The 22,723-nt window shown below is 58.3% G+C and carries 26 protein-coding genes; 2 read left to right on the top strand and 24 right to left on the bottom strand.

The features are described 5' to 3' along the window. Positions 1-25 precede the first annotated feature (25 nt). The 4 genes from BZL43_RS25985 to BZL43_RS25970 all read right to left on the bottom strand — a co-directional run bounded on the left by BZL43_RS25985 (position 26) and on the right by BZL43_RS25970 (position 3,945). On the bottom strand, positions 26-1,030 hold the full coding sequence (locus tag BZL43_RS25985; RefSeq protein ID WP_095634918.1) for a substrate-binding domain-containing protein: 1,005 nt from the start codon (positions 1,028-1,030) through the stop codon (positions 26-28). A gap of 130 nt (positions 1,031-1,160) precedes the next feature. Continuing rightward, on the bottom strand, positions 1,161-1,979 hold the full coding sequence (locus tag BZL43_RS25980; RefSeq protein ID WP_095634917.1) for an SDR family oxidoreductase: 819 nt from the start codon (positions 1,977-1,979) through the stop codon (positions 1,161-1,163). A gap of 273 nt (positions 1,980-2,252) precedes the next feature. Further along, positions 2,253-3,128: an SMP-30/gluconolactonase/LRE family protein gene (locus BZL43_RS25975; protein WP_095634916.1), complete on the bottom strand. Its 876-nt coding sequence runs from the start codon at positions 3,126-3,128 to the stop codon at positions 2,253-2,255. A 100-nt stretch (positions 3,129-3,228) separates the two neighbouring features. Next, positions 3,229-3,945, bottom strand: a complete 717-nt coding sequence (locus tag BZL43_RS25970) for a FadR/GntR family transcriptional regulator (RefSeq protein ID WP_095634915.1) — start codon at positions 3,943-3,945, stop codon at positions 3,229-3,231. A gap of 256 nt (positions 3,946-4,201) precedes the next feature. Between BZL43_RS25970 and BZL43_RS25965 the strand changes: the two genes are divergently transcribed. Then, a complete protein-coding gene (locus tag BZL43_RS25965; RefSeq protein WP_095634914.1) occupies positions 4,202-5,074 on the top strand; it encodes a triacylglycerol lipase in 873 nt (290 codons plus the stop codon). A 59-nt stretch (positions 5,075-5,133) separates the two neighbouring features. On the opposite strand, the gene BZL43_RS25960 is transcribed toward BZL43_RS25965, so the two are convergent. From BZL43_RS25960 to BZL43_RS25880, 17 genes are all read right to left on the bottom strand, one after another. Further along, complete coding sequence (locus BZL43_RS25960) at positions 5,134-5,694, bottom strand: DUF1285 domain-containing protein (protein WP_095634913.1); 561 nt, start codon at positions 5,692-5,694, stop codon at positions 5,134-5,136. A 16-nt stretch (positions 5,695-5,710) separates the two neighbouring features. Then, positions 5,711-6,316: a DUF4823 domain-containing protein gene (locus BZL43_RS25955; RefSeq protein ID WP_095634912.1), complete on the bottom strand. Its 606-nt coding sequence runs from the start codon at positions 6,314-6,316 to the stop codon at positions 5,711-5,713. A gap of 257 nt (positions 6,317-6,573) precedes the next feature. Continuing rightward, positions 6,574-7,542, bottom strand: coding sequence for a GTP 3',8-cyclase MoaA (locus tag BZL43_RS25950; RefSeq protein ID WP_095634911.1), 969 nt, complete (start codon positions 7,540-7,542; stop codon positions 6,574-6,576). A 140-nt stretch (positions 7,543-7,682) separates the two neighbouring features. Further along, positions 7,683-8,321 carry a TetR/AcrR family transcriptional regulator gene (locus BZL43_RS25945; protein WP_095634910.1) on the bottom strand — a complete coding sequence of 213 codons (639 nt, stop codon included), beginning with the start codon at positions 8,319-8,321 and terminating at the stop codon, positions 7,683-7,685. 393 nt (positions 8,322-8,714) lie between these two features. Next, positions 8,715-9,506 (bottom strand): TatD family hydrolase, encoded by a 792-nt coding sequence (locus BZL43_RS25940; protein WP_095634909.1) that lies wholly within the window; start codon positions 9,504-9,506, stop codon positions 8,715-8,717. Between the two features lie 14 nt (positions 9,507-9,520). Continuing rightward, positions 9,521-9,877: a PilZ domain-containing protein gene (locus tag BZL43_RS25935; RefSeq protein WP_007903986.1), complete on the bottom strand. Its 357-nt coding sequence runs from the start codon at positions 9,875-9,877 to the stop codon at positions 9,521-9,523. Between the two features lie 43 nt (positions 9,878-9,920). After that, positions 9,921-10,907: a DNA polymerase III subunit delta' gene (locus BZL43_RS25930; protein WP_095634908.1), complete on the bottom strand. Its 987-nt coding sequence runs from the start codon at positions 10,905-10,907 to the stop codon at positions 9,921-9,923. Next, positions 10,900-11,532, bottom strand: coding sequence for a dTMP kinase (gene tmk, locus BZL43_RS25925; RefSeq protein ID WP_095634907.1), 633 nt, complete (start codon positions 11,530-11,532; stop codon positions 10,900-10,902). The genes BZL43_RS25930 and tmk overlap by 8 nt, the downstream gene beginning before the upstream one ends. A 19-nt stretch (positions 11,533-11,551) precedes the next feature. Continuing rightward, positions 11,552-12,778: an endolytic transglycosylase MltG gene (mltG, locus tag BZL43_RS25920; protein ID WP_095634906.1), complete on the bottom strand. Its 1,227-nt coding sequence runs from the start codon at positions 12,776-12,778 to the stop codon at positions 11,552-11,554. Between the two features lie 3 nt (positions 12,779-12,781). After that, the gene (gene pabC, locus BZL43_RS25915; RefSeq protein WP_095634905.1) at positions 12,782-13,597 is read right to left on the bottom strand and encodes an aminodeoxychorismate lyase; all 816 of its coding nucleotides are present in this window, start codon (positions 13,595-13,597) and stop codon (positions 12,782-12,784) included. Next, on the bottom strand, positions 13,597-14,841 hold the full coding sequence (gene fabF, locus BZL43_RS25910; RefSeq protein WP_095634904.1) for a beta-ketoacyl-ACP synthase II: 1,245 nt from the start codon (positions 14,839-14,841) through the stop codon (positions 13,597-13,599). Before fabF ends, pabC begins: the two co-directional genes overlap by 1 nt. A 108-nt stretch (positions 14,842-14,949) precedes the next feature. Next, complete coding sequence (acpP, locus tag BZL43_RS25905; RefSeq protein WP_003175607.1) at positions 14,950-15,186, bottom strand: acyl carrier protein; 237 nt, start codon at positions 15,184-15,186, stop codon at positions 14,950-14,952. Positions 15,187-15,377: 191 nt separating this feature from the next. Beyond that, positions 15,378-16,121, bottom strand: a complete 744-nt coding sequence (fabG, locus tag BZL43_RS25900) for a 3-oxoacyl-ACP reductase FabG (RefSeq protein ID WP_095634903.1) — start codon at positions 16,119-16,121, stop codon at positions 15,378-15,380. Between the two features lie 16 nt (positions 16,122-16,137). Beyond that, on the bottom strand, positions 16,138-17,076 hold the full coding sequence (gene fabD / locus BZL43_RS25895; protein WP_095634902.1) for an ACP S-malonyltransferase: 939 nt from the start codon (positions 17,074-17,076) through the stop codon (positions 16,138-16,140). Positions 17,077-17,200: 124 nt separating this feature from the next. After that, positions 17,201-18,211 (bottom strand): phosphate acyltransferase PlsX, encoded by a 1,011-nt coding sequence (gene plsX, locus BZL43_RS25890; RefSeq protein WP_095634901.1) that lies wholly within the window; start codon positions 18,209-18,211, stop codon positions 17,201-17,203. A gap of 4 nt (positions 18,212-18,215) precedes the next feature. Next, positions 18,216-18,398 (bottom strand): 50S ribosomal protein L32, encoded by a 183-nt coding sequence (gene rpmF / locus BZL43_RS25885; RefSeq protein WP_003179396.1) that lies wholly within the window; start codon positions 18,396-18,398, stop codon positions 18,216-18,218. A gap of 13 nt (positions 18,399-18,411) precedes the next feature. After that, positions 18,412-18,939: a YceD family protein gene (locus BZL43_RS25880; protein WP_004371317.1), complete on the bottom strand. Its 528-nt coding sequence runs from the start codon at positions 18,937-18,939 to the stop codon at positions 18,412-18,414. A 104-nt stretch (positions 18,940-19,043) separates the two neighbouring features. Here BZL43_RS25880 and BZL43_RS25875 point away from each other — a divergent pair, with 104 nt between their 5' ends. Next, complete coding sequence (locus BZL43_RS25875; protein ID WP_095634900.1) at positions 19,044-19,622, top strand: nucleoside triphosphate pyrophosphatase; 579 nt, start codon at positions 19,044-19,046, stop codon at positions 19,620-19,622. A gap of 149 nt (positions 19,623-19,771) precedes the next feature. On the opposite strand, the gene sppA is transcribed toward BZL43_RS25875, so the two are convergent. Genes sppA through rluC form a run of 3 tightly spaced genes read right to left on the bottom strand, consistent with a single transcriptional unit; the run spans position 19,772 to position 22,398 of the window. Continuing rightward, positions 19,772-20,761, bottom strand: a complete 990-nt coding sequence (sppA, locus tag BZL43_RS25870; RefSeq protein ID WP_095634899.1) for a signal peptide peptidase SppA — start codon at positions 20,759-20,761, stop codon at positions 19,772-19,774. A gap of 25 nt (positions 20,762-20,786) precedes the next feature. After that, on the bottom strand, positions 20,787-21,449 hold the full coding sequence (locus BZL43_RS25865) for an HAD-IA family hydrolase (RefSeq protein WP_095634898.1): 663 nt from the start codon (positions 21,447-21,449) through the stop codon (positions 20,787-20,789). Next, the gene (gene rluC / locus BZL43_RS25860; RefSeq protein WP_095634897.1) at positions 21,436-22,398 is read right to left on the bottom strand and encodes a 23S rRNA pseudouridine(955/2504/2580) synthase RluC; all 963 of its coding nucleotides are present in this window, start codon (positions 22,396-22,398) and stop codon (positions 21,436-21,438) included. The genes BZL43_RS25865 and rluC overlap by 14 nt, the downstream gene beginning before the upstream one ends. Between the last annotated feature and the right edge of the window lie 325 nt (positions 22,399-22,723).

The following is a 22,723-nucleotide window of genomic DNA, read 5'->3' as shown; positions in this document are numbered from 1 at the left end:
GGCCGCCGATGAAATCAACCACGCCTCAGTTCCACAGGCCGATTTTTTCCAGTTCCTGCTTGAAGTTGTCGCGCGTGATCAGCGTGACGTCGTCCATTGCGGTGTATTTGGGCGGTTCTTTGCCGGTGGTGACCCACTCGTACATCATGCTCGCGGTGTTGTAGCCCTCGAGGTGCGGGCTCGGCAGCATTGAGCCGAAGAAGCCGCTGTCGGGTTTTTTCAGTTCGCCGATGGCATCGGTGCCGTTGATGCCGATGCCGATCACGTTGGCCGCGGCAAAACCGGCACTCTCCGTGGCGCGCACGCCGCCCAGAACGGTGTTGTCGTTCATGCCGCCGATGATCAGGTTTTTCGCCGCGCCCGGTAGCTTCACCAAGGCCGAGTTGGTGGCGTCCATGCTGCCCGGTACGTCGAGGGTTTTCAGTGCGGAGAAGAGGATGTGGTCTTTGGGCATGCCGGCGTCTTCCAGCGCTTTGACGGAGCCGTCAGTGCGCTTCTTGCCGGTGTCGAGTTCATTGTAGGTGTTGATCACCGCGTAAGTGTCTTTCCAGTCCCAGCCGCGTTTTTTCGCTTCAGCGGCCATGGCGGCGCCCTGCTTCTGGCCGACTTCGAAAGCCGCCATGCCCAGGTACGGAACGTCTTCCATGAACTTGCCGCCGGCATCGACGAAACGGTCATCGACGGCAATCACTTTCAAACCGTTGAGCTTGGCCTTGGCCATGATTGCCGGGCCGAGGGACACGTCCGGCGGGCAGATCACGAAGCCCTTGGCGCCGTTGGCCGCCAGACTGTCGATGGCCGAGAGGGTTTTCTCGCCATCAGGCACGGCGATCTTGATGACGGTGAAGCCCTTGTCCTTACCGGCCTTTTCGGCGAAAGCCCATTCGGTCTGGAACCAGGGTTCTTCCGCTTGTTTGACCAGAAAACCGATCTTCACTTCATCGGCCGCCAGCAATGTGCTGCTCAGGCTGACCGCGGTAACCGCCAAAGCGGCACAGCACAGGGAACGGATCCCACGACGACGTTTCATAAGCTGACTCCTTGTTATTTTTTTTGAGCGTTATTTGAAAGCCAATACAGCGGTCGAAGCACGCAACCAATAGTCATATCGTATGATGATTGGATTTCAGACGTAGTTTCGCGCTTGAAATCCTGAGCATTCAGTCGTGGTACATGACCGAACGCCCACCATCGATGGTGATGCATGAAGCGTTAATGAACGGCGCTTCATCGCTGGCCAGGAACACAGCGGTCATCGCCACTTCAATCGGCTGGCCGATGCGCTGCGGTGGATGCAGGTCAAAGGCCCGCTGACGTTCGGCATGGGGGTCGGCAAAACCGTTCCAGTAATCGACGTTCAGCTGGGTTTCGATATAGCCCGGCGCGATGGCGTTGACCCGAATGCCTTTGGGTGCGTATTCGATGCCCAAGGCGCGGGTCAGCCCGAGCAAGCCATGCTTGGCCACCGGGTACGGGAAGCAGCCGGGAATGATGTGAGTGGAATGGGTGGAGGCGATGTTGATGATGCTGCCGATGCCCTGCTCGATCATCTGCGGCAACACAGCTTTGCAGCCATACCAGGCGCCGTCCAGATCGATGGCGAAGCAGCGACGCCAATCTTCTTCGGTCATTTGCAGCGGGTCGCGGAATACGTTGACCCCGGCGCAATTGACCAACACGTCGATTCGACCGTGAAGCTCAATGGCCAGTCCGGCCATGGCCTGCAGGTCTTGCTGGCGCGACACGTCGGCCTTGATCGCCACGACATCCGCGCCTTGTTCACGCCAGTGCGCCGCGACTTTTTCGACTTTTTCGCCCTGGATATCGCTGATGATCAGCTTGGCCTGTTGAGAGGCGAAGGTCGCGACAATCGCTTCGCCGATGCCCTGAGCGGCACCGGTCAGCAGCACCACCTTGTTTTTCAGCCGCTCGCCCTTGGGCGGTTCGGGCACCGGTGGCAAGGAAAGAGGTTCAGCCATGGATCAACACTCCTGTTGGAAGGCACGACGAAAACCGGAGATCTGTCGATGTCCGGTCAAAAAGCTGTTGGGAACAGGCAGGCAGGCGCGAAAACGCCCGGGCGCCGAGGCGGCCTGAAGCACTGACTCCAGAAAGGAGTGCGGTGGAATATCGCTGCATCACTTCACCTGTTTTGTTTTTTTAAGTGTGAGTGCGTGTAACTGATGGGGCCGACTATAAACCCGACCGCCAAATAATCTCAATATATAATTTTACATCCCATATTCTGGGATTTACCCAGAAAATCGCTGACAGGCTTTTCCGGGTACATCCACTCGAATCGATAACAGCGCGCCATCCAGCGGATGATTGAGCGGGCTTGCGGCGCTGGTGATGTACAGGGTTTTGAAGTCTTCGCCACCGAACACGCAACTGGTGGGACGGCTGACCGGCAGTTCGATCACGCGATCCACATGACCGTCGGGGTTCAACCTGAGCAGACAACTGCCATCCCATCGAGCGTTCCATATATAGCCCTCGGCATCCATCGCCGAGCCGTCGGGACCGCCACGTTCATGGGGGCCAAACCAGACATGGGCGGTGTCCAGGTTGCCGTCGGCGTGGATGAAATGCTGGTAAAGCGTTTTGTCGAGGCTGTCGGCGAAATACAGGGTGGTGCCGTCGTCACTCCACAGCAACGTGTTGGGGATGCCTAACCCTCCAAGCAGCGGCGTGACCCGAGCATCGCGGTCGATGCGAAACAGGCCGCCGGACCGGCGCACGATGGGTAAGTCTTCGCCCTGCTCCCCGATGTTGTTTTGCATCGTGCCCAGCCAGAGCCGGCCCTGAGCATCGCAGCGGGCTTCGTTGGGGCGATTGCCGGGTTGTGGATCGGCAACGCAAAACAAGGTCAGCCGGGGTTCCAGGCCGGGAGAATCCAGATCCAGCCGATAAACCCCACTGCTCAATGTCACCAAGGCATCACCGCTTTCGCAGGGGATGAATGCGGACACGTGTTCCGGCATCTGCCAGATGTCCACATTGGCACCGATCAGCCTGAGCGCTTGTTTGCCAGCGATATCCACCCAATACAGGGCCTGGGTCGGAGCATCCCAGAACGGGCTTTCGCCGAGTTGCGCACGGTGTCCGGTAACCGCAGTCCACGTCATGAAACCTCCTGCATTGTTCTTGTTTTATGTGTGCGAGCCTGTGTGGCGAGGGGGCTTGCCCCCTTGCCACAAAGCCCGCTCCCACAAGGGTTCTTTATCGTTAGCCAGCCTTCTTGTCGGCCATGACTTGGGGGTAGAAGCGTTTGATCGCCAGGTCAGCGTTATCGATCAGGGTCATGCAGGCCCATACTCCCCGCGCGGCATCCCGGGCGGCGATGGCGTCGGCCATGTCTTTGTGGATTGGCAAGGTTCGGCGCAGCTCGTCCGGGTCGGCGGCCGACACCTCGAAAGACACGGCCAGCAACGCGCCGAGGGCCGGGACCATTTGTTCGATGAATTGATTGTGGCTGGCGGCGAGAATGCACTCGTGGAAGAACTGATCGGCGCGGTTGTAATCGACGCCGCTGTCCACTGCCCGCTCCAGCGCGTTATACGCCTGAAGCACCGCCTGGACTTGCTCGACGGTGGCACGCTCGCAGGCCCAGCGCACCGCCATCGGTTCGATGGTGCGGCGCAGGTCGAGCAAGTCGTCGACAAAGTTTTCCGGCAAGCCGCTGCGTGACAGCCAGCCGACGACTTGCGGATCGAAGAGATTCCAGCGCCGCACCGGCAATACGCGTGTGCCGACCTTCGGCCCGACTTCGAGCATGCCTTTGGCCACCAACGTCTTGATGGCTTCGCGAATGACCGTACGACTGACACCGAGCTGCTCGCCCAAGTCGGCCTCGACCTTGATGGTTTGGCCGGGTTTGACCTGGCCGGCAGCAATCCAGCACCCCAGCCAGTCGACCGTCGACGCATGAAAACTGCTGGACATGGGTACCTCGTCGACCGGTGATAAAAAATAAACGACACAAAGCCGTTCGCAATGGATGCCCACGCTAATCATCATATGATTAGGTGTCAATTGGATTTTTCAAAGGCATCGCCATACCGACATGGCTGTTCGTCCGAATCCTGCTCGAAGCGCTTTGATCCCCTCCACTTTGTAAACTACGGTTAGCCGCTACAGATCGGCCAGTCTGCGGTCTGTTCCCCTTCAAAATCCGCTATCGACAGGTATGAACATGGACATGGACATGGATGCGTCTACCAAATACCCCATTGTGTTGGTCCACGGCCTTTTCGGCTTCGACAGAATCGCCGGTTACCCCTATTTTTTCGAAATTGAGGAAGCGCTGGAACGCGCCGGCGCTCAGGTGTTTGCGGTCAATATTCCAGCCGTCAACGGCAATGAGGAGCGTGGTGAAAAACTGCTCGAGCACGTCAACCGCATTTTGCTGGAAACGGGCGCTGCCAAGGTCAATCTGATCGGCCATAGCCAAGGCCCCCTGGCTGCACGCTACGTAGCTGCGCTGCACCCGGAAAAGGTCGCGTCGGTCACATCGGTCAGTTGCCCCAATCATGGCTCCGAGATTGCCGACCAATTGCATAAGGCACTGACGCCCGGCGAATTGCCCGAAGCGTTCGTACTGGCCCTGCTGGGCGCGGTTGGCACCTTCATTTCGCTGATCAGTGGCCACCCGGAAAACCCGATTGACGCTGAAGCGGCATTCGAATCGTTGACCAGCGCGGGGTTGGCTGCCTTCAATCGCAAATACCCGCAAGGGATGCCGAAGGTTTGGGGTGGTGAAGGCAAGGAAGTTGAAAACGGCGTGTATTACTACTCCTGGAGCGGGATCGTGCAGAACTTTCAAAGCCTGCAACCACTCGACCCGAGTCATTTGAATACTGTCGTGCTGTCGAAGTTGTTTTATAAAGAAAAGCGCGAAAACGATGGGTTGGTCGGCCGCTACAGCTCGCATCTGGGCAAAGTGATTCGCTCGGATTACCCGATGGACCACTTTGATGCCGTCAATCAGATGGCTGGGATCACCAGCTGGAACGTGAGCCCGGTCAGGCTCTACCTGGAACATGCTGAGCGACTCAGAAGCAAAGGTTTGTAAGCCCCAAAAAAAACGGCCCGTTGCAATAACGGGCCGTTTCGTTTCTGAAGCTCAATCGACTAGGGCTCAAGCCCGATCGGGAAGAATTCGCCGTCGCTCCACACGCCCAACCAGCGCTGCCCGTCGATTTCACGACTCACCGCCAGCTCCACCAATTGGTAGAACACATTGCGATGAATCAACGCTTCAAGGTTGGTGCGCACATGCACGTACGGCGCGGGTTCCTGAGTCACCGGATCGATCACCACGCGTATAGGGTGCTCGGCGCCTGCATCGGCCGTTTCATCGACGTTGGTGGTAAAGCGCAAGACCTGGGCCTCCCCTTCGCCTTCGACCTCCACGGCAATCGCCACGAACGGCGCGTCGTCGACCTTGATGCCAACCTTTTCGACCGGGGTAATCAGAAAATAATCATCGCCATCGCGGCGAATGATGGTGGAGAACAGCTTGACCATCGGTTTGCGCCCGATCGGCGTGCCCAGGTAATACCAGGTGCCGTCGCGGGCGATGCGCATGTCGATGTCACCGCAGAAGTCGGGGTTCCACAAGTGGACCGGCGGCAAGCCTTTGGTTTTGGGGATTTGCCCCAACAGATCGTTGGCTTTTTGCGGGCCACTCATGGCGTTCTCCTGTCAATTACTGGTCGCTGAGCCCCAGCAGGCTACGAGCATATTGCTCCAGCGGCGGGCCCAGCAAGTCTTCGGGCTTGTTGTCGTGGAACGTCAGTAAACCGCCACGACTCTTGATACGTGCAGTATCAATCAAATACTGGGTGCTGGTCTCGATCAACATGATTTGAATCACGCCGTTGTCGATTCCGAGGCGATCCACGTGTTCCTGGTCGAGCCATTCGTCCGAGTTGCCGATGCGGTCGTCGGCCTTGGCGAAACGCGTGTAAAGCAGGTAATGGGCACCGGCGGCACGGGCTTCGCCCATGGCAGCATCGAGCCCTTCCGGGGCGCGGGCGCGGCGAACCATCGGGAAATATTCGATAAAGCCGTTGAAGGCTTCTTCGGCCACCACGTTAGGACGCGGGTAGGCGCTGCCCGGTGGCGCGAAGGCACCTTGAGCGATGTAGATGAACGAATCCGGCTGAATGCGGATGTTATTCACGCGACGGCTGTCGCTGTGGTCCAGCAGGCCCGCGTCGCTCATGTGGTAGCGAGTCCCTTCGGCCATATCGCTGACATTCATGCAGCCACCAAGCGCCAAAACGGCCAGCAGCAAAACCAGGCTACGCATCCTACCCTCCAAAGGCCGGTGACGGAAAACCGGCGAATGGCCATGGGATGCAGCTTCCGCGCCAGTCCCTGGAACTCATATCATTTCAAGCGTGAACTGTGGCGAGGGGGCTTGCCCCCGTTCGGCTGCGTAGCAGCCGTAAAACCGATACATGCGGTGCTTCTGACACAATGGGGAGAATGGTTTTAGGGCCGCTTCGCGACCCAACGGGGGCAAGCCCCCTCGCCACAACAGCTCTCTCGCCACAGGGGGGCTGATCAGCCGCCGATGATTTTCATGATGGTCGCGCCGCCGGAGAACGCCACTTCCTGCTTGTCGCCCAAGGCTTTCACCAAGAGCCGCTGCAACGCCGGCAGCGCCTGATGACGAGGTTTGTCCAGTAAATCACCGACATAGTGACGATTGCTCGACGACAGGCAACCATGCAGCCACCCTGTGGACGACAGGCGTAGGCGCGAGCAGGTGCGGCAAAACGGAACGCTTTCGTTGGCTATCACGCCGAAGTGGCCCCCCCCCGGAATCTGGTAACGCATCGCCGTGGCATCGACCGGCGCATCGGCCTGAAGGTACTCGTAGCGTTCGCCGATCAGGCTCAGCAACTGCTGAAGGCTGACGAACTGTTGCAGGAAGGCATTGGAGTCGCTGGCCAAGTGGCCCATGCGCATCAACTCGATGAAGCGCAACTCGTAGCCGCGCTCCAGGCAGTAATCGAGCAGCGGCATCACCTGATCAAGGTTCTGCCCGCGCAGCGGCACCATGTTGACCTTGATCTTCATGCCGGCTGCTGCGGCCTGGTCCATGCCGTCGAGAACGGTCGCCAGATCACCGCCGCGCGCAATGCTGCGAAAAGCGCTGGCATCCAGGGTATCGAGGGAAACGTTGATGCGCCGAAGGCCGGCATCCACCAGCAGTGGCAGCTTCTTCGCCAGCAGTTGACCGTTGGTGGTCAGGCTGATATCCGCCAGGCCCATTTGGCCGACGGCAGTCATGAAAGCTTCGAGCTTGGGACTGACCAATGGCTCGCCACCGGTAATGCGCAAACGCTCGATGCCCGCCGCCTCGATCAGATAGGCCACGCCGCGCGCCATGGCCTCGGCCGACAATTCATCCTGCGCAGCCACCAGTCGCTTGCCATTGGGCACGCAGTAGGTACAAGCGTAATTACAGGCTGAGGTCAGACTGATCCGCAAATTGCGAAAACGCCTGCCTTGACGGTCAACGATCATGGATCACTCCGGCGCAAGAAGATTCGAACGCGCAAAACTTGACTCACAAATCAAGTTTTAGCAAGCCCTAAGCCTGAGTATATTCCTGCGGTACTGCGCCATGTAGCTAAAATCATGGCGCAAGAAGGCAACTGACGGGTTCAGTTGCTCGGAGTGTCGCTATCGCGCTTGCGCTTGTTGCCCATGCGCACGCCAATGTCCATCAGGAACTGGAAGAAACCTTCCTGATCTTCCAGCACATTGCTCCAGAACGGCGAGTGATACAGCGCCACCGCGCCATGCACCAGCGCCCAGGCCGCACAGTAATGGAAGTAAGGCGGCACGTCTTCGAGCTTGCCTTCGCTGATCCGGCCCTTGATCAGCAGGGTCAGGCGTTCGAAGTTCGAGGCGCGGATCTTGTGCAGCTCTTCGACCATCTCCGGCACCTGGTTGCCCTTGACCACCTTTTCTTCCAGGCGATCGAACAACCGATAGCGTTGCGGGTCGCGCATGCGAAATTCGAAGTAGGCCCGGGACAGGGCTTCCTTGTCCTTGTCGACATCGGCCGAATGCAACAACTCGTTCAAATCGCGCTCGTAATCGAGCATCAGGCGCAGATAGATCTCCGCCTTGGATTTGAAGTGCTTGTAGATCGTGCCTTTGCCGATACCGACGGCATCAGCAATCATCTCGACGGTGACACTGTCTTCACCTTGTTCGAGGAACAGCTTGAGCGCGGTATCGAGAATTTCTTGCTCGCGGCGACGAAACTCACGGACCTTACGAGGTTCTTTATGCATAAGAAAAGGTCTGTAGGGGTCAAAATTCGAAGCCGCGTATTATGCCTAACTTGCGCAAAAATGCACGGATCATCCAACCATATATGTGTTTCTTGATGAATTCGCACCACCTTGAGGGTTAATGAGAACTCAACCGAAGCGCGCGTATTCCAAATTTGTTTAAAAACCCGACCAGCTAAACTGGACTCGGCGCAATACTGATCAATACTTCAACTGTCGGCGAGGCATCTCCCCCAAGTGTCGCGTCGATGAAGGTGCCAACGGATTGCGTGCCTTTGTTTTACTCCTAATGGTCTTAACCCGGATTCCCCCCCCAGAACCCGGGTTTTTTTTGCCTGAAATTCAGTGGCAAGAACCCGTCGGAGCGGTCTGAGGCCGCGATCTTTTCTAACGTTACACCGATGCCCTGACATGTGCCAACGGGAACAAACGCTTGAAATTCCCGGTGGTTTGCTCGGCAAATCGTTCGTAGGACTCACCTCGCAACATGGCCAGAAATTCCGCTACCTCACGCACGTATTGCGGCAGGTTCGGTTTGCCGCGATAAGGGATCGGCGCCAGGTACGGTGAGTCGGTCTCCACCAGCAAGCGGTCAGCCGGCACCTTGCTGGCAACATCCCGCAGGGCATCGGCATTGCGAAAAGTGACAATACCGGACAAGGAAATGTAATACCCCATGTCCAGCGCCGCCTTGGCCATTTCCCAGTCTTCGGTGAAGCAATGCAGCACACCCGCTTGAGGCAGTGCCGCTTCGCGCAGCAGTTCAAGGGTATCGGCGCGGGCGCCACGGGTATGAATAATCACCGGTTTGCCAGTCTGCCCCGCCGCTTGCAGGTGCAGACGGAACGATGCCTGCTGCAACGCTGCCGCCTCCGGTTCGTAGTGATAATCCAGACCGGTTTCACCAATCGCCACCACCCGCGGATGATTGAGCTCGCGCAACAGCCAGTCCAGCGCGGGCGCAGCACCCGGCTGCACATCGAGCGGATGCACGCCCACCGAACAGTCGACGTCGTCGTAACGTTCGGCCAGGGCTTTGACGTCGGCGGCGTTATCGGCGCTGACACCGATGCACAGGAAATGCCCTACTCCGCGGGCACGGGCCGCATCGAGCGCGGCATCCAGGGAACCGTCATGAGCGGCAAGGTCGAGGCGATCAAGGTGACAATGGGAATCTACGAGCATAAAAGGGCTGCAACTTACATCGTATGGGTGGGACGGTCGGACTTCAGGGCTCCGGCCAGATGGGTTTCGATGCGACTGCGCGCGGTGTCGTCGCCTTCATTGAATTGCACGCCAACACCGGCGGCGCGATTGCCCTGGGCGCCTTTGGGGGTAATCCAGGTGACTTTGCCAGCGACCGGAATCTTTTCCGGTTCATCCATCAGGTGCAGCAACATGAACACCTCATCGCCCAACTTGTAGCTTTTGTTGGTCGGGATAAACAGGCCACCGTTCTTGATGAAGGGCATGTAGGCTGCGTAGAGCACGGCCCTGTCCTTGATGGTCAAGGACAAGATGCCATTGCGCGGCCCCGGACTGACGGGCTCGTTCATGTTGACCTCCGCTGTCTGATGATCAGAGTCTAGTGTCAGACGGTCACTTTGGGGTAGGCAAAGATACCCATTGCACCAGTAGCGCCTCCAGCAACAAGGCCGGATTGAGGTTGGCCTTGCTCATCACCTTCTGGCGCTGGGCGAGGATCCAGTCCTGGATATTCAGGACTTTGTCCTGAGCGGACTTCTGTGCCAGGTATTGAATCACTTTGCGCATGTCCGCCAGCCCCAGCCCTGCTTCATCCTGAGTCAATTGATAACGCAGGATCAGGCTCGACCAGTCGCAGAACCAATCGAACAGCAGCAACATGGGAATGGTTTTCCATTCTTCTGCCAGTTGCGTCGGCGATTGCTGTTGCTTGAGCAACTTCTTCACGCCCTCGACCACCAGCGCCCGTTGTTCGCGCACACCCTGTGCCTGCAACTTGACGGCGGCCAATGGCGAACCGGCGGCGAGGGTAAGCAGTTCAATACGCTCTTGTTCCGAACAGTCCGGCAAAGCGCTGGCCAGCCAGCCCAGGCTCATGGTTTCGCTTGGCAATGGGCAGGCTTGCTGCACGCAACGGCTCTTGATAGTCGGCAGCAGACGACTGGTCTGATGGCTGACCAGCAGCAATACGGTATCGCCGGACGGCTCTTCAAGGCTTTTCAGCAAGGCGTTGGCGGCGTTGATGTTCATCGATTCGACTGGCTCGATCAGCACCACTTTGCGCCCGCCCATTTGCGCGGTCTGAACCACGAAGCTGACCAGATCACGCACCTGGTCAACCTTGATCGCCTTGTCTGCCTCCTCAGGCTCCAGAATGTAGTTGTCGGGATGACTCCCGGCATTCAGCAGCAGACAGGATTTACATTCACCGCAGGCGCCTTGGGCGGTCGGGCGCTGGCACAACAAACTGGCCATCAGACGTTCGGCCAGCGCACGCTTGCCGATCCCGGCCGGGCCATGCAGCAAATAGGCGTGAGCATGCTGGGCACGGCCGGCCAATTGCTGCCAGAGACTGTCCTGCCACGGATAGGCTTCAGCCACGGGTCAACTCCAGCAGACGTGGCAACAAGGCATCCAGGGACTGCTGAACCTGCGCCAGCGGCTGAGCGGCATCCACCAGGACATAACGCGCAGGATCCGCTTTGGCACGCTCAAGGAAGGCCGTGCGCACCGCATCAAAAAACGCTCGGCCTTCGAGTTCGAAACGATCCAGCCGACCGCGGGCGCTGGCGCGGGCCAGGCCCACATCTACCGGCAGGTCGAAAATCAGCGTCAGGTCCGGACGCAAATCGCCCTGGACGAATGTTTCGAGGGTTGCAATGCGCTCCAGCGATAAACCGCGACCACCGCCCTGATAGGCATACGTCGAATCGGTAAAGCGATCGCACAGCACCACGGCGCCACGGGCCAGCGCCGGGCGGATCACCTCGGCCAGATGCTGGGCCCGCGCGGCAAACACCAACAGCAGCTCGGTGTCAGGGTTCATGACCTCATCGACCGGCGCCAAGAGCACGTCACGGATCCGCTCAGCCAAGGGCGTGCCGCCGGGTTCCCGGGTCAACACCACCTCGATCCCGGCAGCGCGCAAGCGCTCGGCCAGGTATTCGCGGTTGGTGCTCTTGCCGGCACCTTCCGGGCCTTCCAGGGTAATAAACAAGCCAGTCACAGGCAGTCCTTAGTCAGAGTCATTGCGGGCTTTGCGGCGCGGGCACATCCGCTTCGGGTGCTGGCGCGGGTTCTTGTTCCGGCTCTGGTGCAGAGTCTGGCACGGAATCCTGCATGGAATCCTGCGGCACCACTGGCGGCAGCTCTTCAGGGGCGATGTTGGGCGAAGCCGCCGGGATTGGCGCCTGGAGATCTTCGGCCGGCAAAGCAACAGTCGGCGCAGGGCTGGAACGGTAATCGGCACGTCGATTGATCTGGAACTCGCGCACCGCATTGTTGTGAGCGTCCAGATCATCGGAGAATACGTGGCTGCCATCACCGCGAGCGACAAAGTACAGGCTGTTGCCGTTCGCTGGATTCAGCGCCGCATGGATCGCTTCACGGCCCACCATCGCAATCGGCGTCGGCGGCAGGCCAGCAATTATGTACGTGTTATAGGGTGTCGGCTCCTTGAGATGAGCGCGGGTCAGCTTGCCGTTGTAACGGTCACCCAGACCATAAATCACGGTCGGATCGGTCTGCAACAGCATGCCCATTTCCATGCGCCGCACGAACACGCCGGCGATCTGCCGACGCTCCTGCGGCACACCGGTTTCCTTTTCCACCAGCGAAGCCATGATCAGCGCCTGATAGGGCTCGGTGTAGGGAACATCGGCAGAACGCTGACTCCACTCCTTGGCAAGGACCTCGTCGAGGCGGTCGTAAGCTTTCTTGAGCAGGTCGGCGTCGCTCATGCCGCGCACGAAACGATAGGTGTCGGGGAAGAATCGTCCTTCGGGGAAAACCCCGCTGTGGCCGAGTTTGTCCATCACCTGGCTGTCGCTCAGACCGGTCAGGGTCTGTTCGAGTTTTTCATCCTTGGCCAGCGCTGCGCGAACCTGATGGAAATTCCAGCCTTCGACCAGCGTCAGGCTGTATTGCACCATTTCCCCGCGCTTCCACAGGTCGATCAGCCCATTGACTGTCATACCGGGCACCATGCGGTATTCGCCGCTGTGCAACGGTTGCCCTGCCAGATTAAAGCGCCAGTACACGCGCAGCCAGAAAGCGTCTTTGATGACGCCATCAGCTTCGAGTCGAAGGAAGGTGCGATTTGGCGTAGTGCCTTTGGGCACTTCCAGCAGCTTTTCCTGAGTGATGTTCAGCGGCTGCTTCAGCGCCGAATCGATTTTCCAGGCGCAAGCGCCGGCCAACAGCCCCGCCAGAACCAATCCGGTTTCCAGCAGCAGCAAGAATTTACGTCTCACGAATCAAGCATCCAGTAGCGCACGGGCAATGGTTTGGAGTTTACGGGTGAGCGGCCCAACCGGCCAGCTCAGTGCGGCGTAGGCGCGCACCGGCCAAACGCCATACACGCTGTTGCAGACAAAGACCTCATCAGCCCATTGCAGCTGCTCTAGAGTGATATCGGTGATTTGCGTGGGAATTCCCAATGACTTGGCTTGAAACAATAATTCAGCACGCATCACGCCCGCCACACCGCAACGTTTGAGATTGGCGGTCACCAGCACACCATCGCGCACCAGGAACAAATTGCTGAACACACCTTCGATCACCCGCCCGACCTGGTCGAGCATCAAGCCTTCAGCATGCTCGGCGTCCTGCCATTCGGAACGGGCAATGACCTGTTCCAGACGATTCAAATGCTTGAGGCCAGCGAGCAGTGGCTGCTTGGAAAGCCGTGTTGCACAAGGAAACAGACGAACGCCCTGCTCCGCATGAACAGCCGGATAAGCCGCGGGGGGATTGCCTTGCAGAATGCGTCGAGCCTGAGCCGAGGGATCGACGGCGTAACCGCGCAGGCTGTCGCCGCGGGTGAGGATCAGCTTGAGCACGCCCTCGCCCAGCGCGGCGGCGTAGGCCAGCAGCTCTGCGCGGATCAGTTGATGATCAGCGGCAATCGCCAAGCGCGAACAACCCTCCGCCAGACGCGACAGATGTCGATCCAGCAACAGTGGCTGCCCGCCCTTGACTGCAATGGTCTCGAACAGACCATCACCGTAAGCCAGGCCGCGATCCTTCAGCGACAAAGCGTCAGCCGGTTGACCGTCGACCCAGCTGTCCATCAGTCAGCGAACCGACGGAACACCAGCGAGCCATTGGTGCCGCCAAATCCGAAGGAGTTGGACAGCACCACGTCGATATCCATGCCACGCGCGGTGTGGGGTACGAAGTCGAGGTCGCAGCCTTCGTCCGGCTCATCGAGGTTGATGGTCGGTGGCGCTACCTGGCTGTTGATCGCCAGCACGCTGAAAATCGCCTCGACCGCGCCCGCTGCACCCAACAGGTGACCGGTCATGGACTTGGTCGAACTGACCGCCAGCTTGTAGGCGTGATCGCCGAACACGGATTTGATCGCACAGGCTTCGGCGAGGTCGCCAGCCGAAGTCGACGTGCCGTGGGCGTTGATGTACTGAACCTGATCGCTATTGATCTTCGCATCGCGCAAGGCATTGCTGATGCAACGCGCAGCACCCGCACCATCGGCCGGTGGCGAGGTCATGTGGTAGGCATCGCCACTGGTGCCGAAACCGATCAGTTCGGCATAGATGGTCGCGCCACGCGCCTTGGCGTGCTCCAGTTCTTCGAGCACCAGTGCACCGGCGCCGTCAGACAGGACGAAACCATCGCGGCCCTTGTCCCATGGACGACTGGCACGGGTCGGCTCGTCGTTGCGGGTCGACAGTGCGCGGGAGGCACCGAAGCCGCCCATGCCCAGACCACACGCGGCCATCTCGGCACCACCGGCGATCATCACGTCGGCTTCGTCGTACATGATGTTGCGTGCCGCCATGCCGATGCAGTGCGTACCGGTCGTACACGCTGTGGCGATGGCGTAGTTAGGTCCCTGTGCCCCCAAATGGATGGACAGGAAACCGGAAATCATATTGATGATCGAGCCAGGCACGAAAAACGGAGAAATCCGTCGTGGGCCGGAATCATGCAGTGTACGGCTGGTCTCTTCGATATTGGTCAGACCACCAATACCCGACCCCATGGCCACGCCGATCCGCTCGCGGTTGGCGTCGGTGACCTCGAGGCCTGCATTACGCACGGCTTGAAAACCTGCAGCCAGACCGTATTGAATGAACAGGTCGAGTTTGCGAGCTTCCTTGACCGACAGGTATTCCTCGACATTGAAGCCCTTTACCGAGCCGCCAAAACGGGTGGAATAGGCAGAAAGGTCGGTGTGTTCGATCAGACCAATGCCACTGCGGCCAGCCAGAATGCCCTGCCAGCTGCTCGGCACATCCGTGCCCAGTGGCGACAACATACCCATACCGGTGACTACGACGCGTCTACGCGACACAGCACTCTCCTTTTTCAAATGACGACTTTGCATCAGGCCTAAAGAAAAAACCGCACGCCAAAATGGCAGTGCGGTTTTTCCATGACAGCGAGCGACGACTAAAAACTATTACGCCTGGTGGCTGGTAACGTAGTCGATTGCCGCTTGTACAGTAGTGATCTTCTCAGCTTCTTCGTCAGGGATTTCGGTCTCGAATTCCTCTTCCAGAGCCATCACCAGCTCAACAGTGTCAAGGGAGTCGGCACCCAGGTCTTCAACGAAGGAAGCAGTGTTGACCACTTCTTCTTCTTTAACGCCCAGTTGCTCAGCAACGATTTTCTTGACGCGCTCTTCGATGGTGCTCATACCTTGTTTTCACTCCTAATGGACAAATTCAGGCAGCTGGCCGGTGGGTAAGTGTATAGAAAGACTTTTCAGTTTTTCAACTGAAAGCTTCACTCCTCAAACCCGGCGGCCCTCTGTCTATAAATAGATTGCAGCTTTATAACGGATTTTAGACAGCTCGTATGACATTTTTTTGAAGCAATCCGTCACATTTAACTCATGTACATCCCGCCGTTCACCGGGATTGTAGCCCCAGTAACGTAAGCCGCACCGTCAGATGCAAGAAAAGCGACCACAGACGCGATCTCTTGAGCTTGCCCCAGACGACCCAGCGGAATTTGCGTCTGCAAGGCTTCACGCTGCGCCTCGGGCAGTTCACGGGTCATATCGGTGTCGATGAACCCTGGGGCCACCGAGTTTACCGTAATCGCACGCGAACCGACTTCACGCGCCAGTGCACGGCTGAAACCTTCCAGACCGGCCTTGGCGGCAGCGTAGTTTACTTGGCCTGCGTTGCCCATGGCACCCACAACCGAGCCAATACTGATAATTCGTCCCCAACGCGCCTTGGTCATGCCGCGCAGAACGCCCTTGGACAGGCGGAACAGACTGTTCAAATTGGTATCGACGACGTCATGCCATTCGTCATCTTTCATGCGCATCATCAGGTTATCGCGGGTGATACCGGCATTATTGACCAGGATCAACGGCGCACCGAATTGCTCCTGAATGCTCGCCAGCACGGCCGCTACGGACTCGTCGCTGGTGACATTGAGTTCCAGGCCAGTGCCCTGAATACCATTTTCTTTCAGGGTCGCAGCGATACGCTCGGCCCCTGAAGCGGAAGTCGCGGTGCCAATGACAATGGCACCCTGACGACCCAATTCCAGAGCGATAGCCTGGCCGATACCACGGCTGGCACCAGTGACCAATGCAACTTTACCTTGCAGACTCATGCAAGCTTCTCCTTGTTCAGGCCAGCGCTGCGCGGGCGGCAGCGAAAGCGTCTGGGGTATTGAGGTTAGAGGTCGACACGCCTTCGGCGCAACGTTTGTTCAGACCGGCCAGCACTTTGCCAGGGCCGCACTCGACCAGATTGGTCGCACCTCTGGCTGCCAGCGCCTGGACCGATTCGACCCAGCGTACAGGCTTGTAGAGCTGCTCAAGCAGATCGCGCTTGAGGGTTTCCAGATCCGCTGGAACATCGGCGCTGACGTTCTGTACCACAGGGATCTGCGGCGCTTTCCAGTTGATCGCTGCGATCGATTCGGCGAACCGCTCAGCGGCGGGGCGCATCAATTCGCAGTGGGACGGTACGCTGACCGGCAATGGCATGGCGCGCTTGGCGCCACGTGCCTTGCAACCCTCGATGGCGCGTTCGACCGCCGCCTTGGCACCAGCGATCACGACCTGGCCCGGGGAATTGAAGTTGACCGCGCTAACTACTTCGCCTTGCGCCGCTTCGGCACAGGCTGCCAGCACGTCGGCATCTTCCAGACCCAGGATTGCGGCCATGCCGCCCTGCCCGGCCGGAACCGCTTCCTGCATCAACTGACCGCGACGCTCTACCAGTCTCACTGCATCGCCCAGGCTCAGACTGCCGGCAGCCACCAAGGCGCTGTACTCGCCCAGGCTGTGACCGGCAACGTACGCCGGACACGCGCCGCCTTGTTCCAGCCACAGACGCCATAAGGCGATCGAAGCGGTCAGAATGGCCGGCTGGGTTTTATCGGTTTGATTGAGTTGTTCTTCCGGCCCTTGCTGGGTCAGTGCCCACAGGTCGTAACCCAGAGCTTGGGAAGCTTCTTTGAATGTTTCGAGGACCACCGGATGTTGCGCGCCCAACTCGGCCAGCATGCCGAGGGACTGCGAACCCTGTCCTGGAAAGACGAATGCGAGGGAAGCAGACATTTAACAAGCCCCTAATGATCTTGTCGTCGGAGAATGACGCCCCGTTTCCGGAACGCAAGAAACTCACAGTTGGATGGCCCATTGAACTGAGCGGTCACATTTAAGCATTGTCCGACGAAAACGCCTAAGGCAACAAATCTTCCAGGCGCCCATGAAGCCGTTCCGGCAGGTTTTCCTGGATCTCGATCAGCGCCCGTTGAATCGCACTCTGAAAACCCTGCACCCCCGCCGAACCGTGGCTTTTCACGACAATTCCCTGCAAACCGAGGAAACTTGCGCCGTTATGTCGCGCCGGCGCCAGCTCAGCCTGCAAGCGTTTCATCAGCGGCAGCGCCAGCGCACCCACCACTTTGGAGGCGAAATTTTTCTTGAATAACGCCTCGATGCGCCCGGCAATCATGGTCGCCAGGCCTTCGCTGGACTTGAGCAGGATATTGCCGACAAAGCCATCACACACCACCACATCCGCCTCGCCACGGTACAAGCCGTCACCTTCGACGAATCCGATGTAGTTGATGCCACGAGCACTCTGCAACAACGTAGCCGCCAGCTTGACCTGCTGATTGCCCTTGATGTCTTCAGTGCCGATGTTCAGCAATGCAACCTTCGGGCGAACAATACCCAGGGTTTCTGCCGCAACCGAGCCCATCACTGCAAACTGCAACAAGTGCTCGGCACTGCAATCGACGTTGGCACCCAGATCGAGCAACTGGCAATAGCCCTTCTGCGTCGGAATGGCCGCGATCATTGCCGGCCGATCAATGCCCGGCAACGTCTTCAGCACAAACCGCGATAACGCCATCAGCGCACCGGTATTGCCGGCACTGACGCAGGCCTGGACTTTGCCGTCGCGCAGCAACTCCAGCGCCACGCGCATCGACGAATCGGGCTTGCCGCGCAAGGCCTGGGCAGGCTTTTCATCCATGGTGATGACTTCGGACGCCGGCGTAATCGACAGGCGCGCGCGATCCACAGTCGAGTGGCTGGCGAGCAATTCTTCAAGAAGGGAGGGTTGACCGACGAGGGTCAGGTGTAGCGAGGGTGTAGCAGACAGACAAGCGAGGCTGGCCTGAACAATGCTGCGGGGACCGAAGTCCCCGCCCATTGCGTCAATCGCGATGACTTGAGCGGACAAGTGATTACTCGTCAGCGCCCTTGTCGATCACTTTACGGCCACGGTATACGCCTTCTGGCGATACGTGGTGACGCAGGTGAACTTCACCGGTGGTTTTTTCTACAGACAGGGTGCTAGCCTCGAGAGCGTCGTGCGAACGACGCATGTCACGGGCAGAGCGGGATTTTTTGTTCTGCTGAACAGCCATAATTGATTAACTCCTAAACGTTTGGGTCACGCTTTAACTGCGCCAATACACTGAACGGGTTGGACCGCGTTACCTCGTCCTCGCTCGGTTCGGGCTCATCGAGACCCGCCGGCTGCTGGCATTCTTCCGGATGATGAGCAGGCACAATGGGCAAGGCGAGCAAAAGCTCCTCCTCGATCAGTGACTGCAGATCCAAAGGATCTTCGCCCAGTTCCAGCACGTCATAACCTTTCGGCAACGACTGGGTATTCGCACCCTCCTTCACCACAGCATAACTGCATTCGCTATGGATCGGCAGGGTGACCAGCTCAAGACAACGCTGGCAAACCATTTTGACTTCGGTGTCGATAAAGCTGTGAATTACCACAGATTTACGTTCATCTCGTTCAAAAACGAATTTAGCCTGCACCGTACCGACAGTATCGGAAAGCGGGTCGCAGAGTCTCTCCAAATCGGCCAGCAGCAGTTCACCTTGAAGGGTGGTGCCACGGTCAGCCAATTTGCGCGGGTCAACGTGAGGTGGAATCGGGTCATTCAACATAGGCGCAGCATTATAGGGATGCCCCCAGCCATGTCAAAGGAAATTCAGCCCTGCCCGTCACTTGAGCCTGCGCTAGAATTCGCCCCTGCCCTTTGGAGATGCGCATGCTGCCTTTATTACTCGCTTCAAGCTCGGCCTATCGCCGGCAATTGCTGGCCCGTTTGCGATTGCCGTTCACGTGCAGCTCGCCGGATATCGACGAAAGTCATCGCCCGGACGAGTCAGCCGTGGACCTGGTAAAGCGCCTCGCCGAAGAAAAAGCCCGCGCACTTGCAGACCGCCATCCTGCCCACTTGATCATCGGCTCGGACCAGGTCGCGGTACTCGGCGAGCGGATCATCGGCAAGCCCCACACCTTCGAAAAGGCCCGCGAACAGCTCCTGGCATCCAGCGGCGCCAGCGTGACCTTCCTGACCGGCCTGGCACTGCTCAACAGCCAGACCGGCCACTGCCAGGTCGACTGCGTGCCCTTTACCGTACACATGCGCACGCTCGACGCAGCGCGCATTGAACGTTACTTGCATGCTGAACAGCCCTATGACTGCGCTGGCAGCTTCAAGGCCGAAGGTTTGGGGGTGAGCCTGTTTAAAAGCACCGATGGCTCTGACGCCACCAGCCTGATCGGCTTGCCGTTGATTCGCCTGGTGGACATGTTGCTGACCGAAGGCGTGCAGATACCTTAAAGGTCAACAGATCGCAGCCTCGTTTCACTCGACAACTCCTACATTGAAATGCGTATTCCCTTGTAGGAGCTGTCGAGTGAAACGAGGCTGCGATCTTTTGACTGTAAAAAAACCGGCAAAAAGCCGGTTTTTTTTACGCAGCAAGAAGATCAGCGCAATGCCGGCCCCTGAAAGCCCATCCACATTGCCAAATGCTCAGCCACGCTGGCACCGAGCTTTTTCGAGAAGCGATCGAACGGCGATTCCTCGACAGTGAAATCCACCAGCTCTTTCTCGCCGATCACATCACGGGCAACCGAACTGGCACTGCCCAGACCATCGATCAAGCCCAGCGACAGCGCCTGTTCACCCGACCAGATCAGCCCGGAAAACAATTCCGGATGCTCTTTATCTTTCAGGCGATCACCACGGCCCTGCTTGACGCTATTGATGAACTGCTGATGAGTGGTATCAAGCACGCTCTGCCAGAATTGTATTTCCGCGGGCTTCTGCGGCTGGAACGGATCGAGGAATGACTTGTGCTCCCCCGAGGTGTAGGTACGACGCTCCACCCCCAACTTCTCCATGGTCCCGACAAAACCGTAGCCGGCCGCGGTCACACCAATGGAACCCACCAGGCTCGCCTTGTCGGCGTAGATCTGATCCGCGGCGCTAGCGATGTAATAGGCACCGGAAGCGCCCAGATCCGAGATCACCGCATAAACCTTGGTATCTGGATGCAGGCCGCGCAAACGACGGATCTCGTCATAGACATAACCCGACTGCACCGGACTGCCGCCCGGGCTGTTGATTCGCAGAATCACGCCCTTGACCTTCTTGTCCTCGAAGGCCGCACGCAGACTGCCGACAATATTGTCGGCACTGGCCGGTTCTTTATCGGCAATCATGCCCGTTATATCGATCAGCGCCGTGTAGCCAGAGCCGAGGGCGGCGCCTTTCTCGATGCTCATCATCGGCGATAACAGAATCAACAAGCCGAACAGATACAGAAAAGTCAGCGACTTGAAGAATATCCCCCAACGACGGGACCGGCGCTGTTCCTGCACACCAGCGAGCAAGGTTTTTTCCAGCAGCTTCCAGCTTTTCTCGTCACCCGTTTCCGCGCTCGCCTTGGCGGGCGCTTTCCATTCGTCGGTCATGCCATCACCCCAGCAGAAAAACCCATTAAACCCGCTGACCCAGCCAGGCGCGCAACTCTGAAAAACGATCGATGGCCAGTTTCGGCTCAAATAGCTTCAAGGCGTCGATTGATTGAGCGCCATAGCTGACCGCTACCGAATCCATGCCCGCGTTGCGCGCCATCTGCAGATCGAACGACGAATCGCCAACCATCAGCGCCTGCTCCGGACGAACCTCGCAATGGGCGAGAATCTGCTCAAGCATCAGCGGATGGGGCTTGCTGGAAGTTTCGTCAGCGGCACGGGTAATATCGAAATAATCTTCCCAGCCGTGAGACTTCAGTACCCGATCCAGCCCACGACGAGCCTTGCCGGTCGCTACTGCCAGATGATACCCCTCGGCACGAAACGCTTCGAGAGACTCGACAACCCCCTCAAACAACGGGGAAGGCACGGCCTCCGCCGCAATGTAGTGATCCGCATAGTGCTGACGGAACGCTACCAGTTCGATGTCGCCAATCTCGGGATACAGAGTGCGAATCGCTTCCGGCAAGCCCAGACCGATAATGCCTTTGACGGCAGAATCATCGCGCAATTGAAAACCGGACCGCTCGGATGCGACGTGCATCGCTTCGACAATCCGACCAATGGAGTCAGCGAGCGTACCGTCCCAATCAAAAATCAGCAGCTTGTAATCAATAGGGTGCACTCAAGCGCTCCACGGTTTTAGCCCACATTTCGTCGACCGGCGCCTGCAACTTGAGCTCACCGCCATCGGGCAGTGGCACTGTCAGCATGTAGGCGTGCAGAAACAGACGTTTGCCGCCCAGATCACGAATCTCTTTGCTGAACCCCTCATCGCCGTACTTGGTGTCACCCGCGATGCAATGTCCGGCATGCAGAGTATGGACGCGAATCTGGTGAGTGCGACCCGTGATCGGCTTGGCCTCGACCATAGTGGCAAAGTCGCCAAAACGACGCAGAACCTTGAACACGGTGACAGACTCCTTGCCCTCGTCCTCATCCACTTCAACCATGCGCTCGCCGGAGCGCAGATTGCTCTTGCCCAACGGCGCACGGACTTGCTTGATCGAGGTCGCCCAGTTGCCGCGCACCAGCGCCATATAGCGCTTGTCGACGCCATCACCACGCAGCGCGGCGTGCAAATGACGCAACATGCTGCGCTTTTTGGCGATCATCAGCAGGCCGGAAGTGTCCCGGTCGAGGCGGTGAACCAGCTCAAGTTCTTTTGCATCGGGACGTAACTGGCGAAAGGCTTCGATCACACCGTAATTCAAGCCGCTGCCACCGTGAACCGCGATGCCAGCGGGCTTGTTGATCACGATCAGCGCCTTGTCTTCGTAGACAATCGAGGCTTCGAGCCGTTGCAGCAGCCCTTGCGCCAACGGCACCGGTTCGTCGCACTCAGGCACACGAACCGGTGGCACGCGCACGATATCGCCCGCCTGCAGCTTGTATTCGGGCTTGATCCGACCTTTGTTCACCCGCACTTCGCCTTTACGCAATATGCGGTAAATCAAGGTCTTGGGCACGCCTTTGAGCCGAGCGAGAAGGAAGTTATCAATACGTTGGCCGGCATATTCCGGCGAGACCTCCAGCAGTTGTACGGCTGGGGTCGAAGGGGCAGTAGTCGTCATGGCGCGGATGATAACAATTTTTTATGGAATTGAAGCACTTAATCATTGCTGCTATAGTCGCGAACGCCGCCAAAAGTGGCCTGGACAGCGGACCAACGGTTAAAAACCGGCCCTGACCAACGCAATTCACGAGGACGAGAGGCCGTCCTACGGGGCTTTCGCTACGTAACGGCAGAGTTTGCAGTTGTAACGAGCGCAGGTGACATAAGGCCTGAATCATGCCGCAAAGCAGAGTTTTCACTCGCCTTCCGAGCAAATATTCACGGCCAGTTCACAAAGTGCAGTCAGCTGCGAGCGACCCCGAGCGAACGCTTCGGAAACACCG

It is taken from the genome of Pseudomonas sp. PICF141 (assembly GCF_002286815.1).
In the GTDB taxonomy this organism is placed as follows: Bacteria; Pseudomonadota; Gammaproteobacteria; order Pseudomonadales; family Pseudomonadaceae; genus Aquipseudomonas.
The sequence above is the reverse complement of the archived record's forward strand: the minus strand, read 5'-3'. Positions and strand labels throughout refer to the sequence as shown.